The organism is Micromonospora pisi (assembly GCF_003633685.1).
Taxonomy (GTDB): domain Bacteria; phylum Actinomycetota; class Actinomycetes; order Mycobacteriales; family Micromonosporaceae; genus Micromonospora_G; species Micromonospora_G pisi.
This window is the reverse complement of record NZ_RBKT01000001.1, coordinates 5622215-5639821: the sequence shown is the minus strand read 5'-3', so window position 1 is coordinate 5639821 and position 17607 is coordinate 5622215. Positions and strand designations below refer to the sequence as shown.

The 17607-nt window shown below is 70.4% G+C and carries 13 protein-coding genes; 6 read left to right on the top strand and 7 right to left on the bottom strand.

What is annotated here, in order from left to right:
• Window positions 1–98 precede the first annotated feature (98 nt).
• The 4 genes from BDK92_RS24145 to BDK92_RS24130 all read left to right on the top strand — a co-directional run bounded on the left by BDK92_RS24145 (window position 99) and on the right by BDK92_RS24130 (window position 6083).
• Window positions 99–2786, top strand: a complete 2688-nt coding sequence (locus tag BDK92_RS24145; RefSeq protein WP_121158759.1) for a helix-turn-helix transcriptional regulator — start codon at window positions 99–101, stop codon at window positions 2784–2786.
• A gap of 52 nt (window positions 2787–2838) precedes the next feature.
• A complete protein-coding gene (locus tag BDK92_RS24140) occupies window positions 2839–4125 on the top strand; it encodes a nicotinate phosphoribosyltransferase (RefSeq protein ID WP_121158758.1) in 1287 nt (428 codons plus the stop codon).
• Window positions 4126–4153: 28 nt separating this feature from the next.
• Complete coding sequence (locus BDK92_RS24135; protein WP_121158757.1) at window positions 4154–4735, top strand: nicotinamidase; 582 nt, start codon at window positions 4154–4156, stop codon at window positions 4733–4735.
• 73 nt (window positions 4736–4808) lie between these two features.
• Window positions 4809–6083 carry an MFS transporter gene (locus BDK92_RS24130; RefSeq protein WP_121158756.1) on the top strand — a complete coding sequence of 425 codons (1275 nt, stop codon included), beginning with the start codon at window positions 4809–4811 and terminating at the stop codon, window positions 6081–6083.
• Window positions 6084–6263: 180 nt separating this feature from the next.
• Here BDK92_RS24130 and ctaD read toward each other — a convergent pair whose 3' ends face one another.
• The 4 genes from ctaD to eda all read right to left on the bottom strand — a co-directional run bounded on the left by ctaD (window position 6264) and on the right by eda (window position 11257).
• Window positions 6264–8021, bottom strand: coding sequence for an aa3-type cytochrome oxidase subunit I (gene ctaD, locus BDK92_RS24125; protein WP_121158755.1), 1758 nt, complete (start codon window positions 8019–8021; stop codon window positions 6264–6266).
• Window positions 8022–8242: 221 nt separating this feature from the next.
• A complete protein-coding gene (locus tag BDK92_RS24120; RefSeq protein ID WP_121158754.1) occupies window positions 8243–9349 on the bottom strand; it encodes an FAD-dependent monooxygenase in 1107 nt (368 codons plus the stop codon).
• 115 nt (window positions 9350–9464) lie between these two features.
• Entirely contained in the window at window positions 9465–10562 is a 1098-nt protein-coding gene (locus BDK92_RS24115; RefSeq protein WP_246017220.1) for a sugar kinase, read from the bottom strand.
• Between the two features lie 5 nt (window positions 10563–10567).
• A complete protein-coding gene (gene eda / locus BDK92_RS24110; protein ID WP_121158752.1) occupies window positions 10568–11257 on the bottom strand; it encodes a bifunctional 4-hydroxy-2-oxoglutarate aldolase/2-dehydro-3-deoxy-phosphogluconate aldolase in 690 nt (229 codons plus the stop codon).
• A gap of 54 nt (window positions 11258–11311) precedes the next feature.
• Between eda and BDK92_RS24105 the strand changes: the two genes are divergently transcribed.
• Together BDK92_RS24105 and BDK92_RS24095 are read left to right on the top strand one after the other, a co-directional pair.
• Window positions 11312–12106, top strand: coding sequence for an IclR family transcriptional regulator (locus tag BDK92_RS24105; protein WP_246017217.1), 795 nt, complete (start codon window positions 11312–11314; stop codon window positions 12104–12106).
• 252 nt (window positions 12107–12358) lie between these two features.
• Window positions 12359–13492, top strand: coding sequence for a glycoside hydrolase family 12 protein (locus BDK92_RS24095; RefSeq protein ID WP_121158750.1), 1134 nt, complete (start codon window positions 12359–12361; stop codon window positions 13490–13492).
• Between the two features lie 149 nt (window positions 13493–13641).
• On the opposite strand, the gene BDK92_RS24090 is transcribed toward BDK92_RS24095, so the two are convergent.
• From BDK92_RS24090 to BDK92_RS24080, 3 genes are all read right to left on the bottom strand, one after another.
• Window positions 13642–14679, bottom strand: coding sequence for a hypothetical protein (locus BDK92_RS24090; RefSeq protein WP_147457105.1), 1038 nt, complete (start codon window positions 14677–14679; stop codon window positions 13642–13644).
• A gap of 528 nt (window positions 14680–15207) precedes the next feature.
• Window positions 15208–15597, bottom strand: coding sequence for a TOBE domain-containing protein (locus tag BDK92_RS24085; protein WP_121158748.1), 390 nt, complete (start codon window positions 15595–15597; stop codon window positions 15208–15210).
• Between the two features lie 110 nt (window positions 15598–15707).
• Window positions 15708–17579: an IPT/TIG domain-containing protein gene (locus tag BDK92_RS24080; protein WP_147457104.1), complete on the bottom strand. Its 1872-nt coding sequence runs from the start codon at window positions 17577–17579 to the stop codon at window positions 15708–15710.
• Window positions 17580–17607 lie beyond the last annotated feature (28 nt).

The following is a 17607-nucleotide window of genomic DNA, read 5'->3' as shown; positions in this document are numbered from 1 at the left end:
TGCGAGCACCACCGCTACTCATCAGCATCCGTAGCGATACTCAACTCCGGCGCGTCGCGGGCCACACTCGGAACGAGTCAGATCGATATGCTGCGTGGATGGTTCTGTGGAACTTCGTCGGCCGCGCGGCTGAACTCGCCCGTATCACCGCCGCCGCCACCAGTTCGAGTGGGCGCGGCCTCATTTTCAGTGGTGAAGCCGGAATCGGCAAGAGCAGACTTCTCCGGGAAGCTGTCGAACGGCTGCCACCGGAGAAGTTCGCAGTTTGGCAGGCTTCCGGCAACATCGCCACCAGTGGGCTGCCGTTCGGCGGCCTGGCCCAGGTACTGCCGGCCGACCAGCCGGCCGGTCTCTCCGCCGCCGGGGTGCTGCGCTGGGCCCTCGACGCCCTCCAGCAGCAGGCCGCCGGGCGCAACATCGTGCTCTCCATCGACGACGCCCACCTGCTCGACCAGTCCTCCGCCGCACTGGTCTACCTGATCGCACACTCCGCGAACGCCAAGGTGTTCTGCACGGTACGCAGCGGCGAGGAGATCCCGCTCTCGATCCGGGCACTGTGGAGGGACGACCTGGTCGAGTACGCCGTACTGCGGGCGATGGACCTGTCCGAGGCGCACGAACTCCTGGACGAACTGCTCGGCGGTCACCTGGACGGCATCTCCGCCGACAAGCTCTACCGGCACGCCCAGGGCAACGCGCTGATGCTGCGCGAACTGGTGCTCGCCGGGGTCGCCAACAACGAACTGGTCCGGAACGACATCGGCACCTGGAGCTGGACCCGTTCCGGCCCGGTGGAACTGGGCCCGAGCCTGGAAGAGCTGATCGACACCCGGATCGGGCAACTCAGCCCCGGAGAACGCCGGGTACTCGAACTGGTCGCCATCGGCGAACCGATCGGCATCCGGCTGTTGCAGGACGTCACCGAGCCGGCGGACGTGGACGCCGTCCAGAATCGTGGGCTGATCCGTGAGGAACACGACGACCGCCGGGTGAACGTGTTCCTGGCCCACCCGCTCTACGGTGACCTGGTCCGCAAGCAGTGCCCGGCGAGCCGGGCCCGCCGGCTGAAGGCCGAACTCGCCGACCTGGTGGAGCGGGTTGGCAGGAACCGGAGGGACGACCTGCTCCGGGTGGCGGTGTGGCGGCTCGACTCCGACACCGTGCAGGACTCCGGGCTGCTGCTCCGCGCGGCCGGCCAGGCGTTCGGTCGGTTCGACGTACCGCTCGCCGCCCGACTGGCCAGGGCGGCGCTCAAGAACGACGGCGGTTTCGACGCCGCCGAACTGCTCGCCACCATCCTGATGTTCACCGATCAGCCGGAGCGGGCGATCAGCGTCCTGGACGGCGTCGCCGACCAGGTCACCACCGACGAGCGACGCGGCCGGTGGCTGACCGTACGGGGCATGGTGACGTACTGGGGCCTGAGTGAGCAGTCGACCGTCAAGGAGATCTCGGCGGCGGCCGAACAGCTCGTCGACCCGCCCGCGCGGGCCCGGGTCCGCGCGTTCGAAGCCATCATGCGCCTGCACCAGCTCGACTTCGCCGAGGCGCTCCGACTGAGCCGGGCGGTGCTGGACCGGCCGGCGGCGACACTCTCCGCCCGGGGACTGGCCCGGTGCACGATCGCGCACCTCCAAGCCGCCCAGGGCGAGCTGCAACACAGTGGGCGTGCGGTGACCGGGGTGGCGGCCGACGAGGCGCTGTGGCGGGGCGACATGCCCTACCTGCAACTCGCCCTGGAACTGGCCCGGGGTACCCGACTCGCGCTCGCCGGTGACCTGAAGGGCATCGACGAGATCGTCGCCGCCGAGTTCGCCGACCTGGCGGTGGCCGGCGACTTCCGGCTCGGCTCCGGTTATCTGTCAATCCTGCGTGCCCAGGCCGCCCGGTTGCGCGGCCGGACCGGGGAGGCGCTGCGGACCAGCACCGACGCGTGCGCGGTGCTCGCGACCAGTCGGGTCTTCGCCGGCCTGGCCCACGCCGAACGGGCCCACGCGGCGGCGCTACAGGGCGACACCACGCAGGCCACCGACGCGATGGCCGTCTCCGACCAGACACACTCGCCCGGGATGGAGATCCTCTATCCGTGGCGGGAGCAGGCCCGCGCGGCCGTACTCGCGTCGGTCGGCAACCTGGAAGGGGCCGTCGACCACCTGACCACTCTGGTCGGGAACCTGCGGCGGGACGGTCTCACCGGGCACGAGGTGTTGGCGCTACACGACCTGGTCCGGCTGGACCGCGCCCAACTGGAGGTCGGCCGGGAGACCCGGGACGGTCGACGGCAGAGCGTGGCACACCGGCTGACCGAACTGACCGAGACCGTCGAAGGCGTTCTGCCCCCGCTGCTGGCCCGACACGCCCGGGCGGTCGCCGCCCGCTCCGGTGACGAACTCCTCGCCGTGGCGAGCAGCTTCGACGAGCTGGAGCTGAACCTGTACGCCGCCGAGGCGACCGCGATGGCGGTGGCCCGGCTCCGCGAGGCCAAGTCACCCCGGGCGCACGAGGCGAACGTACGGCTGAGCGCGCTGCTGGAACGCTGCGACACCGTACGCACACCGGCGCTGACCGCCGAGCAGCCGGCACTGACCGAACGGGAACGCCAGATCGCCCGGCTGGCCGCCGGTGGGGTGCCGAGCCGCAACATCGCCGAGCAGCTCTACATCTCGACCAGGACGGTGGAGAACCACCTCCAGCGGGTCTACACCAAGCTCGGCGTGACCGGGCGCGGCGAGCTGTGGCCGGCGCTGCGTGCGCTGCCGGACCACGACGGCAAGGCCAGACCGTGAACGCTGCGGTCATGCTGTCCCGGTCGCGCTGGCGCGCGCTTAGGCTAGGCGGGTGAGCACTCCTCATTCCTCGTTGCTGACCGACCACTACGAGCTGACCATGGTCAGTGCCGCGCTGCGTGACGGCACGGCGGACCGCCAGTGCGTCTTCGAGGTGTTCACCCGTCGACTGCCCACCGGCCGACGCTATGGTGTGGTCGCCGGCACCGCCCGGCTGGTCGAGCTGGTCCGCGACTTCCGCTTCGACGACGCCGAACTGGCCTGGCTGCGGGAGGCCGGGGTGGTCGACGAACAGACCGCCGCCTGGCTGTCCCGGTTCCGCTTCACCGGTGACATCGAGGGGTACGCCGAGGGTGAGCTCTTCTTCCCCGGCTCGCCGATCCTGACCGTCTCCGGCACCTTCGCCGAGTGCGTACTGCTGGAGACGCTGGCGTTGTCGGTGCTCAACCACGACTGCGCGATCGCCGCCGCGGCGGCCCGGATGGTCACCGCCGCCCGGGGCCGTACGGTGATCGAGATGGGTTCCCGGCGCGCCCACGAGGAGGCCGCGGTCGCCGCCGCCCGGTCGGCGTACCTGGCCGGTTTCGGCTTCACCTCCAACCTGGCCGCCGGCCAGCGGTACGGCATCCCGACCGCCGGCACCGCCGCGCACGCGTTCACGCTGCTGCACGACGACGAGTCGGCCGCGTTCGCCTCGCAGGTGGCGGCGCAGGGCAAGGGGACCACGCTGCTGGTCGACACGTACGACATCGCCCAGGGCATCCGGAACGCGATCGCGGTCGCCGGCCCGGACCTGCGGGCGATCCGGATCGACTCGGGTGACCTGTCGGTGCTGGCGCACCACTCGCGTGAGTTGCTCGACTCGCTCGGCGCGACCGAGACGAAGATCATCGTGTCGGGTGACCTGGACGAGTACGCGATCGCCGCACTCGCCGCCGAACCGGTCGACATGTACGGCGCCGGAACCGCGGTGGTCACCGGCTCGGGCGCCCCCACCGCCGGGCTGGTCTACAAGCTGGTCGAGGTCGACGGGCGCCCGGTGGTCAAACGCTCGGAGAACAAGGCGACCGTCGGCGGTCGCAAGGTGGCGATCCGCCGCCACAAGCCGACCGGGACCGCGACCGAGGAGATCGTGGTCTCGCAGGGGGTGCCCGACCACCGGCCGAACGACCGGCTGCTCCAGCGCAGCTACCTGGTCGGAGGCGAGCCGGTGGAGCTGCCCGGACTGGTCGAGTCCCGGGAGCACCTGCGCCAGTGCCTCATCTCGATCCCCTGGGAGGGGCTCAAGCTCTCCGCCGGAGATCCGACGATCCCGGTCACCGTCGTGCCCACGAACTGAACCAAGACATCTGTGAAAGGCGACCCAGATGAGTCGAGCACTGATCATCGTCGACGTGCAGAACGACTTCTGCGAGGGCGGTTCGCTCGCGGTCGGCGGCGGCGCCGAGGTCGCGGCGGCGATCTCCGACCTGATCGCGGCCGAGCCGCAACGGTGGCGGCACATCGTGGCGACCAAGGACTACCACGTCGACCCGGGCGCCCACTTCGCCGAGGTGCCGGACTACGCGCACTCGTGGCCGGCCCACTGTGTGGCGGGCTCGCCCGGCGCCGAATTCCATCCGAACCTGCGTACGGACCGGATCGAGGCGGTGTTCCGCAAGGGTGAGCGGGCGGCGGCGTACTCCGGGTTCGAGGGGTACGCCGACAACGGCGCGGGACTGGCCGACTGGCTGCGCGAACACGACGTCGACACGGTCGAACTGGTCGGGATCGCCACTGACCACTGTGTGCGGGCCACCGCACTGGACGCCCGCCGGGAGGGATTCGACACCACTGTGCTGCTCGACCTGACCGCAGGGGTGTCCGGCCACAGCACCGAACTGGCGCTGGACGAACTGGGTGAGGCGGGCGTCACACTACGCGGCGAACCGGTGGTCAAAGCAGCCTGAACCGGGCAGACCGCCACCACCGCCGAGGAACCGGGGAAATCCGGTAGCCCGCGGGCCGTACCACTGGGCCAAGATGTTCCAGGAGGTACGGACCGTGTTGAATATGAAGCCTTACCGGGAAGTGCTCACGCTTCCCGGACTGCGGCCACTGCTGCTGGTGTCGATCCTGGCCAGGGTGCCGATGGCGGCCAGTGCCGTGGTGATGACCCTGCACGTGGTCGGCCTCGGTTACGGCTACGGGCCGGCCGGTCTGGTCGGCGCGTTCATGACGGTCGGCTCGGCGCTCGGCGCACCCCTGCTCGGCCGGCTGGTCGACCGACGCGGACTGCGACCACTGCTGATCGTCACCACCGTCGCGTCCGCGGTCTTCTGGGTCGCCGCGCCGAGCCTGTCGTACCCGTTCCTGCTCGGCTCGGTCCTGCTCGGCGGCCTGTTGACACTGCCGGTCTTCTCGGTGGTACGGCAGTCGATCGCCGCGCTGGTGCCACCGGACCAACGGCGGCCGGCGTACGCGCTGGACTCGATGTCGGTCGAGGTCTCCTTCATGACCGGGCCGGCGCTCGCCGTACTCCTGGCCACCGCCGTGTCGCCGGAGGTCGCCATGTACGCCATCGGCGCCGGCATGGTCCTCTCCGGGGTGCTCCTGTTCGTACTCGACCCGCCGACCCGTACCCAGTCGGAGTCGACCACCCCGGCGGCTCCACTGGCCCGCCGGGACTGGCTCACCCCCCGCCTGGTGGGCCTGCTCGCACTGGCCGCCGCCAGCACGCTGGTGCTCGGCGGCACCGACGTCGCCGTGGTGGCAGTGTTGCGCGACGCCGGGCAGGTCGGCTGGACCGGTGCGGTGCTGACGATGTGGGCCACCTACTCGCTCCTCGGCGGCTTCGCGTACGGCGCGCTCTCCCGACCGGTCTCGCCGCTGCTGCTGACGATCCTGCTCGGCCTGGCCACCATTCCGGTGGGGCTCGGCGGCGGGCAGTGGTGGCTGCTCAGCCTCGCCCTGCTGCCCGCTGGCGCGCTCTGCGCCCCGACCCTCGCGGCCAGCTCGGACGCGGTGAGCCGGCTGGCACCGGCGAGCGTACGGGGTGAGGCGATGGGCCTGCACGGCTCGGCGATCACCGTTGGCATCGCCATCGGGGCGCCGACGGCCGGCGCGGTCATCGACGCCTCGTCCCCGGCCTGGGGCTTCGCCGCGACCGGCCTGCTCGGCACGGTGATCGCGCTGGTGGTGCTGCCGCTCGAACTGCGGCGCCGGCAGCGGGCCGCGACCAGGCCGGCACCGGCCGCCGAGCCGACCGGGGAGGCCACGTTGGCGGCCAGCGGGGCGGGCTCCTCCAGCCCACGCTGAGCCGCCCAGCACACGCTCCGATGCTGGCGGCCCAGAGCATGCTCCGATGCTGGCAGCCCAGACCGCGCTGAACCGCTCGGACCACACTGAACGCCCGGCTGGGTCCAGCGTCCCGGATACGGCGAGGGCGCCGACCCCCAGGGGGTCGGCGCCCTCGTGGCGCTCTGTTCGACCGGTGGTTCAGTGCCGGTCGATGTCGGAGGCGACGTCCTCCTGGTAGCTGGCCCCACCGTCGGACTCGCTGGTCAGCGGCTTGGCGCCACCCTCAGGCGGACCGGCCAGGGAGTGACCTGCGGCGAGGTGCGGGAACTTGAGGTCGAACGCCGGCCGCTCGGAGCGGATCCGGGGCATCCGGTCGAAGTTCCGCAGCGGCGGCGGCGAGCTGGTGGCCCATTCGAGCGAGTTGCCGTGGCCCCACGGGTCGTCGACCTCCACCACCGGGCCGGTCTTGTACGACTTCCACACGTTGTAGAGGAACGGCAGGGTCGAGATGCCCGTGATGAACGCACCGATCGTGGAGATCGTGTTCAACGTGGTGAAGCCGTCCCCGGGCAGGTAGTCGGCGTACCGCCGGGGCATGCCCTCGGCGCCGAGCCAGTGCTGCACCAGGAAGGTGGTGTGGAAGCCGACCATGGTGAGCCAGAAGTGCACCTTGGCCAGGCGCTCGTCCAGCATCCGGCCGAACATCTTCGGGAACCAGAAGTAGATGCCGGCGAAGACGGCGAACACGATGGTGCCGAAGAGCACGTAGTGGAAGTGCGCCACCACGAAGTAGGTGTCGGAGACGTGGAAGTCGACCGGCGGGCTGGCCAGCAGCACCCCGGAGAGACCACCGAAGAGGAACGTCACCAGGAAGCCGACCGCCCAGAGCATGGGCGATTCGAAGCTGATCTGGCCACGCCACATGGTGCCGATCCAGTTGAAGAACTTCATACCGGTCGGTACGGCGATCAGGAAGCTGAGGAACGAGAAGAACGGCAGCAGCACCTGACCGGTGGCGAACATGTGGTGTGCCCAGACGCTCATCGAGAGTGCGGCGATACCGATCATCGCGCCGACCATGCCCTTGTAGCCGAACATCGGCTTGCGGGAGAAGACCGGGATGACCTCGCTGATGATGCCGAAGAACGGCAGCGCGACGATGTAGACCTCGGGATGACCGAAGAACCAGAAGAGGTGCTGCCAGAGCATTGGTCCGCCGGTGGCCGCGTCGAAGACGTGTGCCCCCAGGATCCGGTCCGCGGCGAGCGCGAACAGGGCCGCCGCGAGCAGCGGGAAGACCATGATGACCAGCAGGCTGGTGACCAGGATGGCCCAGGTGAAGATCGACATCCGGAACATCGTCATGCCGGGCGCACGGAGCGTGAGGATCGTGGTGATCATGTTCACGCCACCGAGGATGGTGCCCAGACCGGAGACCGCCAGGCCGACGATCCACAGGTTGGCGCCGACACCCGGCGAGTTCTCCACACTGCTCAACGGCGCGTACGCGAACCAGCCGAAGTCGGCGGCGCCACCGGGGCTGGCGAAACCGGCCAGCGCCATGGTGCCACCGAACAGGTAGAGCCAGTAGGCGAAGCTGTTCAGCCGCGGAAAGGAAACGTCCGGTGCGCCGATCTGCAACGGCACCACGTAGTTCGCGAAAGCGAACACGATCGGCGTCGCGAAGAAGAGCAGCATGATCGTGCCGTGCATGGTGAAGAGCTGGTTGTACTGCTCAGGCGACAGGAACTGCAGCCCCGGCCGGGCCAGCTCGGCCCGCATGAGCAGCGCCATCAGGCCGCCGATCATGAAGAACGCGAACGCGGTGATCATGTACATGATCCCGATCTGCTTCGCGTCCGTCGTACGCAGCAGCCGCGCGATGGCCGAACCCCTGACCGGCTGGCGGACCGGCCATGGCCGGGTCACGATCGGCTTCGGTGCGACGGTGGTCACGAGTGGCCTCCGGTTCTCGTTAGTCCCACTGCGCCCACAGATCTGATCCGCACGCGCTGTTGATTCTCTGTTGGCCGTATCTCGGAGGCGAGAATAGTCCCCAGCAGCGGTGGCTTCAGCGCCGGGTGGTCGGACGCGCCGTCGGGGGCGCTCCCGTGCCCCGCGCACCCCGGCCGGCGGCACGGCGACGGGTTACGCCGGATCAGGTGGTAAGTGGGCGGTTACGCCGGGTCGAGCAGCAAACGGTAGTGCTCGGCGAAGATGCGCGCACCACGACCACGCAGCAACGGGTCACGCAACGGCGGCGGGACGTCCCGGGTCCGGTCCCGGTCCCGGGTCCGGTCCAACACCCATTTGGTACGCGGGCGCCGTCGGCTCTCGTACCGGACAAGCGCCTCGGTCACCGTCTCGGCCTTGGCCAACGCCCCGGCGAGGACCAGCGCGTCCTCCAACGCCATCGCGGCCCCCTGGGCCAACGTCGGCGCGGTGGCGTGCGCCGCGTCACCGACCAGCACCACCCGGCCACGTGACCAACGTCCCAACTCGACCTCGTCACTCGAGGCCACCCGGACCGAGCGGATCGCGTCGAGCACCGCCGGCACCGGCCCGCCGTACTCGGCGAAGCGTTCCCGCAGCCGGGCCACCGGGTCCACTGGTATCTCGCCCCAGGTCTCGTCGGCGTAGCAGTGCAACCGGCCGGCGCCCATCGGGACGATGACAAACGCGGAGTGCTGGCCGAGCAGTGCGGTCCAGTCGGTGACGCGTGGCCCACCGGTGACCACGCTGCGGTAGGTGACCTGCCCGACCGGTCGGGCCGGGCCACCGAGGGCGGCCAGCGTACGGACCGTCGAATGCCGGCCGTCGGCCCCGATGACCAGGTCGTACTCCCCCTGCCGGCCATCGTCGAAGGTGACCTCGACCCCTTCCGGGCTCAGCTCCAGCGCGTCGACCCCGGTGGCGTACCGCACCTCCCCGCCGGCCGCGGTGAGCAGCACCTGGTGCAGGTCGGCCCGGGGCAGTGCCCGGCACTCCCCCACCCCGGCCCAGACCAGGCCGTTGTCCAGCTCGCAGAGCCGCCGGCCGCGTACGTCGAGGAAGCGCTGCCGCCCGACCACCTGGCCGAGCGGGCGGACCGGGCCGTCCAACCCGAGCTCACGCAGTGCGCGGGCGGCATTACCCAACAGGTAGATGCCGCCCGCGATCGCCATCGGCGCCGACTGCCACTCGGTCACCTCCGGCCGGAAACCGGCGAGACGGAGGGCACGAGCGGTGGCCAGGCCGGCGATGCCCCCGCCGACGACGAGGATGCGCAGGGTGGAACCGAGCATGGTGGTGACGCCTCCGGGAGGGGACTCGGCACGCGTTGAAGCCAAGACGCTACTCCGTGCGACCGCTGACCGATAGCACCACCTCTGGTGGCGCCGGAGTCTCCCCAGGGAATTGTCAGCGCTGGACGCGTGCCCCGCTGCCCCGCATCAGGGCCTCGACCTCCTTGCGACTGGCCATCGAGGTGTCCCCGGGGGTGGTCATGGCGAGCGCGCCATGGGCCGCGCCGTACTCCACCGCGAGGGCGAGGTCACCGTGGGCCATCAACCCGTACACCAGACCGGAGGCGAAACTGTCCCCGCCGCCGACCCGGTCGAGGATCTCCAGGTTCGGCCGGTGGGTCGCCTCGACAAAACCCGAGGCGGCGGACCAGGCGACCGCACCCCAGTCGTTGACCGTGGCACTTCGGACGGTACGCAGCGTCGTGGCGACCACCCGGAAGTTGCCGTACTCCTTGGTCACCGCCTCGATCATGCGACGGAAGTTCGCCACGTCCAGCTCGGCGAGGGACTCGTCGGTGTCCGGCACCTCGAAGCCGAGCGAGGCGGTGAAGTCCTCCTCGTTGCCGATCATCACGTCGACGTACCGGGCCAGCCGCTGGTTGACCTCCTGCGCCCGCGCCTGACCACCGACGGCCTTCCAGAGGCTGGGCCGGTAGTTGAGGTCGTACGAGATGACCGTGCCGTGCCGACGCGCGGCGGCCATCGCCGCCTCGATCGTCTCCGGGGTGGTTTCGGAGAGGGCGGCGTAGATGCCGCCGGTGTGCAGCCAGCGCACGCCGAGCGTGCCGAAGAGGTGGTCCCAGTCGACGTCTTCGGCGCGGAGCTGACTGGCGGCGGTGTGCCCCCGGTCCGAGGTGCCGACCGCGCCCCGTACGCCGAAGCCGCGTTCGGTGAAGTTGAGTCCGTTGCGGACGGTGCGCCCGATGCCGTCGTACGGCATCCACTTGATCAGTGAGGTGTCCACGCCGCCGGTCAGGACCAGGTCCTCCAGCAGCCGTCCCACCTCGTTGTCGGCGAAGGCGGTGACCACGGCGGTACGCAGGCCGAAGCAACGGCGCAGCCCCCGGGCGACGTTGTACTCACCGCCCCCTTCCCAGGCGCGGAAGCCACGGGCGGTACGCACCCGGCCCTCGCCCGGGTCGAGCCGCAGCATGATCTCGCCGAGGGAGACCAGGTCGTACCGGCACTCGTCGGCTGGACGAAGCTCGAACATCGTCATCACTCCTGACTTCCGCCGACGGCGTGGGCGGCGGAGACGGCGGCGGCGGTCAGTCGGGTGACCTCGTCCCAGCGTCCGGCGGCGAGCAGGGCCGGGGCGACCATCCAGGTGCCGCCGACGGCCAGCACCGAGGGGTTGGCGAGGTAGTCGGAGAGATTGCTGGTGTTGACCCCGCCGGTCGGGATGAACCGCACCGAGCGGAACGGCGCGGCCAACGCCTTGATCATGGCGAGCCCACCGAGCTGCTCGGCCGGGAAGAACTTCACCGTGTCCAGCCCCGCGTCGAGGGCGAGCTGGATCTCGGTGGCGGTCGCCGCACCGGGAAAGACCGGTACGCCCAACTCCTGGCAGTGCCGCACCACGGCGGGCCCGAACCCGGGGCTGACCACGAACCGGGCACCCGCCTCGACGGCGCGGTCCACCTGCGCCGGGGTGAGTACGGTGCCGGCGCCGACCAGCAGGTCCGGCCGCTGCGACATGACCCGGATCGCGTCGGCCGCGGCGTCGGTCCGGAAGGTCACCTCGACCGTGTGCAGGCCGCCCTCGGTCAGCGCGACGGCGAGCGGCTCGGCGGCGGCGGCCTCTTCCAGCACCACCACGGGCAGGATCCGGCCGGCCGCGATGGCCGACGGGACCGCTGCGGCCTCCGACGAACCCGATGATTGTTCAGAATGATGAACGCTAGTCACATACGTGACCCTAGTGCGGTCATCGAAGCTGTCAAGAGCACTAGAGTGGCAGCCATGACGACAGCCGCCGACACCCTCAGGGAAGGGGCATTCCAGCCGGTCAAGTCCGCCGGGCGGACCCTGGACGTGCTGGAGGCACTGGCGGACGGCACCGGGCCCCGCTCGCTGGTCGAGCTGACCCGAGCGCTCGGCATCCCGAAGAGCAGCCTGCACGGCATCCTGCGGACGATGATGAAGCGCGGCTGGGTCGAGGCCGACGCCACCGGCACCCGGTTCGGCCTGGGCGTACGCGCCCTCCAGGTCGGCGCCGCGTACCTGGAGACGGACACCGTGACCGGCCTGCTCAGCGGCGTGCTCGACCAGCTCGCCAGCGAATTCGGCGAGACCGTTCACCTCGGTCGACTCGACGGGCCACACGTCGTCTACCTGGCCAAACGCGAATCGATCCACCCGTTACGGCTCTACAGCGCGATCGGCCGGCACCTGCCGGCGCACGCCACCGCGCTGGGCAAGGTGCTGCTCGCGGAGCGGGCAGACGAGGCGGTCGACCGGCTGCTGCACTGGCCGCTGGCCGCGCTGACCGGCCGGACCATCACCGACCCGGACACACTCCACGCCGAACTGGCCACCATCCGGTCCCGTGGTTACGCGGTCGACCGGGAGGAGAACACGGACGGCATCGTCTGCTTCGCCATGGCGGTCCCCCTCCAGTCGCCGGCGACCGACGCGATCAGCCTCTCCATCCCGGCCAGCCGGCTCGCCGCCACCACCGAGGACCGGGTTGTCGTCGCACTGAACGCCACCCTGGCCCAGGTCCGCGCCGCCCGCCCCCTCCTCCCCACCCCCTAACGCCCCACCCCCTCCCGCCACCCCTCCCTCCCCCCCTCCCCCCGCCCCGCCTCGTTGATCTAGGGCAAATCGCTCCGCCAGGAGATCGTCCAGCGCGGCTTTGCCCTTGATCGAGAGCGGTGGGGGTGGAGTGGGAGTTGCGCTGGAATTTCAAGCGTGTCAATGTGTTGGCAGGCGTGGGAGCGCTCCCGTCATCGCCGCCACCACATGTTTTCGCCGCACGTACGGACACCCACCGTCCAAGGAGCATCCATGAGAACCGCTCGCGCCCTCGTGGCCGCCGGCCTGCTCATCGCGGGCTCGCTCGTCGCCATCGCCGCCGCCGGCCCGGCCCAGGCCGACACCCAGATCTGCGAACAGTACGGATCGACCACGATCCAGGGCCGCTACGTGGTCCAGAACAACCGCTGGGGCACCACCGCCCAGCAGTGCATCAACGTCACCGACACCGGTTTCTCCGTACTCAGCCAGCAGGGTTCGGCGCCGACCAACGGGGCACCGGTGTCGTACCCGTCGGTCTACCTCGGCTGCCACTACGGCAACTGTTCGCCCGGGACCAACCTGCCCATGCAGGTGAGCCGGATCAGCAGTGCCACCAGCAGCATCAACTACACGTACGTCAGCGGGGCGACCTACAACGCGTCCTACGACATCTGGCTCGACCCGACGCCGAAGACCACCGGGGTGAACCAGATGGAGATCATGATCTGGTTCAACCGGCAGGGCTCGATCCAACCGATCGGCTCGCGTACCGGCAGTGCCACGGTCGGGGGTCGCAGCTGGGAGGTCTGGACCGGCAACAACGGCGGGAACAACGTCGTCTCGTACGTGGCGCCGTCGGCGATCACGAGTTGGAACTTCAGCGTGCTCGACTTCATCAACGACGTACGCAACCGGGGTGCGATCACCAACTCCTGGTACCTGACCAGCGTGCAGGCCGGCTTCGAACCGTGGCAGGGCGGCGCCGGACTCGGGGTCAACTCGTTCTCCGCCGCCGTCAACAGCGGCACACCGCCGACCACACCGCCGACCGCCGGCCCGCCCACCACACCGCCGAACCCCGGCACCGGCGGCTGCCGGGTCGGCTACACCTCGAACTCCTGGCAGAACGGGTTCACCGCCGACGTCAGCGTCACCAACACCGGATCCAGCCCGGTCAACGGCTGGACGCTCGCGTACAACCTGCCCTCGGGGCAGCAGGTCACCAGTGCCTGGAACGCCAACGTGACCCAGAGCGGGTCGGCGGTGACCGCCCGGAACATCGGCTGGAACGGCACCATCGCCCCCGGCAGCACGGTCTCCTTCGGCTACCAGGGCACCCACGGCGGCGGGTACACCGCACCTACCGCATTCACCTTGAACGGCACCACCTGCACCCGGGCCTGACGGCACGAACGCGGCGCCGTGGCCGATTCATGGACCACGGCGTCGCGCTCTGACCGGAAGCCGCCGCCGTGGCCCGGACCGGCACCCGAGCACTCACCCGCTCCGCCCGTCCCGGGTGCCCCGACAGCCGGCACCCGGCTGACCCCGGGTCAGAAGTCGCGGCGTACCGGGGCGGCGGAGCCGGCCGGACCGAAGCCGCCCCAGTTCTGCGGGGCCATCGCCGGCGCGGGCGCCGGGGCCGAACCGACGCCGGCCTTGGCCGGCAGGGCCGGGCCGAGATCGAGCGCCCCGTACGGGTACGCCGCGTCGGCGAAGACGATCCGGCTCAGGTCCTGCGCCGGCAGGTCGGCCGACAGGTCGTGCGGCTGGCCGGACGGGAGCACCGGTGCCAGCGCGCGGAACACGGCACGGACCCGGTCACCCCGGTAGTCGACCGGTGACTGGGTCGCCCGCAGCAACGCGCCGCCGTACGTCAGCGGCACCACCTCGGCGAAGACGCCGGTTTCCCGCAGCGCCGAGACACCGCCGAGGCGGACCAGCAGCTCCTCCGGGCAGAGCGTCACCCACTCGTAGCCCCGCAGGTAGCTGCGGCTGAACTGGGCCGACTCCTCGACCGGCCGGGAGAGCACCGAGTCCAGGATGGTCGAGGGCGCGACCGTGCCGGCGTTGATCACGATCTCGCCGTACGACGGGTTCGCCACGTCCCCGACCCGTCGGGTGAGTTCGACCAGGGCCGGCAGCACCTGCGCCAGCCGTCCCGGGCGGCCCTCGAATCCGACCGACACCTGCAGTTTGAGGTGCCGGTGGTGGGCGAAGCGGAAGACGTAGAGCTCGAGCTCGGACGCGACGGCGGCCGGGTCGACGTCGGCCCAGTGCGCGGAGAGCTGGTAGAGCCCCTCGGTCAGTCCATCCGCCCAGCGCTGTGGCCGGCGGCGTCGGGCCCGTCCGTCCGGGTGCTGCTCGTACGCGCTGAGCGACAGCCACGGTTCGGGCGCGCCCGCCGGTTGCACGAAGGGCAGCAGCAACCGGCACGCCTCGTCGTACCAGTGCTCCAACAGAGCCAGGCTGCGGGACGGGTCGTCGCCGCAGTCCAGATAGAGCAGACAGGTAGCGAAATCGGGTTCCGACTCGCTGTAGTGACCCCAGATCGGCGGTACTGCACCGCCGCGGTTCACCTCATTGTTCATCGTGCGCCTCCCCATGGCCTCACCCCAGGTACCCATCTCCACCCACCCGCTGCGCCCGACCTTTCTTTCCCTCAGATCCAGGGCGAGGTCGAGTGGTTCGGTCTGTGGGTGACGCCACTTTGCCCTAGATCTGCGAGAAAATCCACGGGCAACGCGCGCCGGCACCACACTAACTGGCTGTTAGTCACAGAATTGACAGCGCGGGCGTCCAGATTGGTAATACACCAGCTCAGGGCCGGGAGACAACATTGCTCAATGACTCTGTCGACAACACTGTGCGTAACCAAGAGGTGCGGCGAGCGCGGGAACCGAACCATTCGGCGCCTGCCGCGCCACGGAACCGGTTACGGCAATCAACCAGGTCACGCAGCGGCGTACTCTCCTCACGATCCGAATTGGACGACACCGCTTCCGGGCGTCCGGTACACCGGAAAGGAAGCCGGTTTTCTCATTTTCTGTAAAGAAAGAGCGGCCCGACTTCACATCTGATTCACGCCAGCCGCATGGCCGGTACCGACCGACCGCAGGTCAGCCCCGTTCGACCACCACCGTGGTGGACTTGATCACTGCGACGGCGGTCGAACCGACGTCGAGGCCGAGTTCGTCGACCGCCTCCCGGCTCATCAACGACACCACCCGGAACGGCCCGGCCTGGATGTCGACCTGCGCCATCACCGAATCCCGGCTCACCGCCGTCACGATGCCGCGCAGCCGGTTGCGGGCCGAGGAGCGGCCGGTGCCGCCGTCCGGCGTCTCCGCCAGGGAGCGCGCGAAGCTGGCGAGGTCCGCACCGGCGATGCTCCGGTGGCCGTGTTCGTCCCGGGTCGCGGCCAGCCGACCGGCGTCCACCCAGCGCCGCACCGTGTCCACGCTGACCCCGAGCAGTTCAGCCGCTTCGCCAATCCGATACGTCGCCACCGGACCACCCTAGAGCCGCATGCCGTCCCGGGGCCGCACCACCTGCGACGGACGAACAGATCCGGGCTCCGGGGGCGATTGCCCCGGAGCCCGGATCGGCTACCGGTCGATCAGATGGTGAAGGAGAGGCGCGCCCGGCGACGGATCAGCACCAGCGCGACAGCACCGGCTCCGATCAGCACCAGCGCCAGCACGAACAGGGTGCTCGCGGGGGCGCCGGTGACCGGCAGGCCGCCGTTCACGTACCGGAAGGTCAGACCGCTGGAGCTGCCCTCCGTGGTGGTGACGGTGACCGTGGTGTTCCCGGCCCCGCACGGCGGGGTGACGAAGGTCAGCGACAGCCCGTCCGGGCTGACCGTGACGGAGGTGGCCGGAATCGACCGCCCGCAGATGTTGACGATGGTCTCGCCGGGGACGAAGCCACTGCCGTCGACCGTGACGGTCGTACCGCCCGCGGTCGGGCCCTGGTCCGGGTCGAGGTCGCTGATGGTCGGCGCGGCGAGGACGTACGTGAAGCCGTCCGGCGCGGTGGCGTCCGGGCCGGGCAGGAGCACGACCACGTCTACCGGTCCGACCGGTCCCGGCGGGGTGGTGACGGTCAGCGAGGTGCCCGCCGCGTTCACCACCAGGTTGGTGCCGAGGTTGCCGCCGAAGGTCACCCCGGTGGCCCCGGTGAAGCCGGTACCGGTGATCGTCACGCTGGTGCCACCCGAGGTCGGGCCCTGCTCCGGGGTGATGTCGGTGATGGTCGGCGCGACGTAGGTGAAGACCGGCGCGGTCGCGGTACCGGCCGGGAAGACCAGGTTGACCGTGGCCGGTCCGGCGGCGTTGGCCGGGGTCACCACGGTGATCGTGGTGCCCGCCGGGTTCACCGTGAACGAGGTGCCGGGTACGCCGTCGAAGGTGACGCCGGTGGCCCCGGTGAAACCGGTACCGGTGATGGTGACCAGCGTGCCGCCAGCGGTGGGACCGGTGGTCGGCGTCAGGTCGGTGACGACCGCGTCACTGCCGTCCGCGAGGTACGTGTACCCGAGCGAGTCGGAGTCTCCGCTCGCGGTGCTGACCACCACCGAGGCGGGTCCGACCTCGCCGGCCGGGGTGACCACCGTCAGCGAGGTACCGCCCGGTGCGACCGTCACGTTGGTGCCCGGTACGCCGTCGAAGACGACTGTGGTGCCACCCGGTACGAAGTTGGACCCGGTGATGGTGACCAGCTGCCCGCCGGACTCCGGACCGGCGTTGGGGTTGATCGAGGACGCGATCGGCGCCGCCGGGGCCAGCGCCCGCTCACAGGTCGCCGAGGCGATGGTCACGTCGCCGACGTCGATGTTGACCGGCAGGCCGGACACCGTGCCGGTGATGGTGGCGGAGGCGATCACGGCGGTGGCGGTCGCCCCGGTCGCGACGACCGTCTCGACGCTGGTCAGCGTGACGTTGAGCGCTCCCCCGACCAGGCCGGGGACCACGATCGCGACGCTGCCGTCGACCCCGGGGGTGTTGGGCAGCAGGTTGACCGGGGCGCCGAATAGGGTCAGCCCGTTCTGCACGGTGTCGGCGACCTGCGTACCGACCGCCGGGCAGCTCACCGACGCGGAGATCTCGTCGGCGGTGACGACGCTGGCGCCGAGGATGCTCAACGAGAAATCCTCGATTGTGGACGATGCGGTCGAGATGCCCGGGTTACGGGATGCGGCGAGGGACAGCGTGCCACTGGCCGCCGCACCGGTCGCGCCGGGCAGGCTCACCGCCACTCCGGTGTCCGAGTCCGTGCCGCCGCCGGGCGGTGCCGTCACCGACCCGATCGTGGCGTTCGCACTGACCACCGGAACGCCGAGCACCTCGGCGGAAAGTTGCGCCACCACTCCGGTGGCGCTCGCGTCGCCGGGGGCCGCCAGGGCCGGCGATGCCAGCCCCAGGGTCGCCGCGCCGGCGACCGCGAGGGTCAGGGCCGCTGTTGATGTGTTTCGCCAGATAGGACGCACCGTCGTTGCCTCGTCTCAGATCACGTCA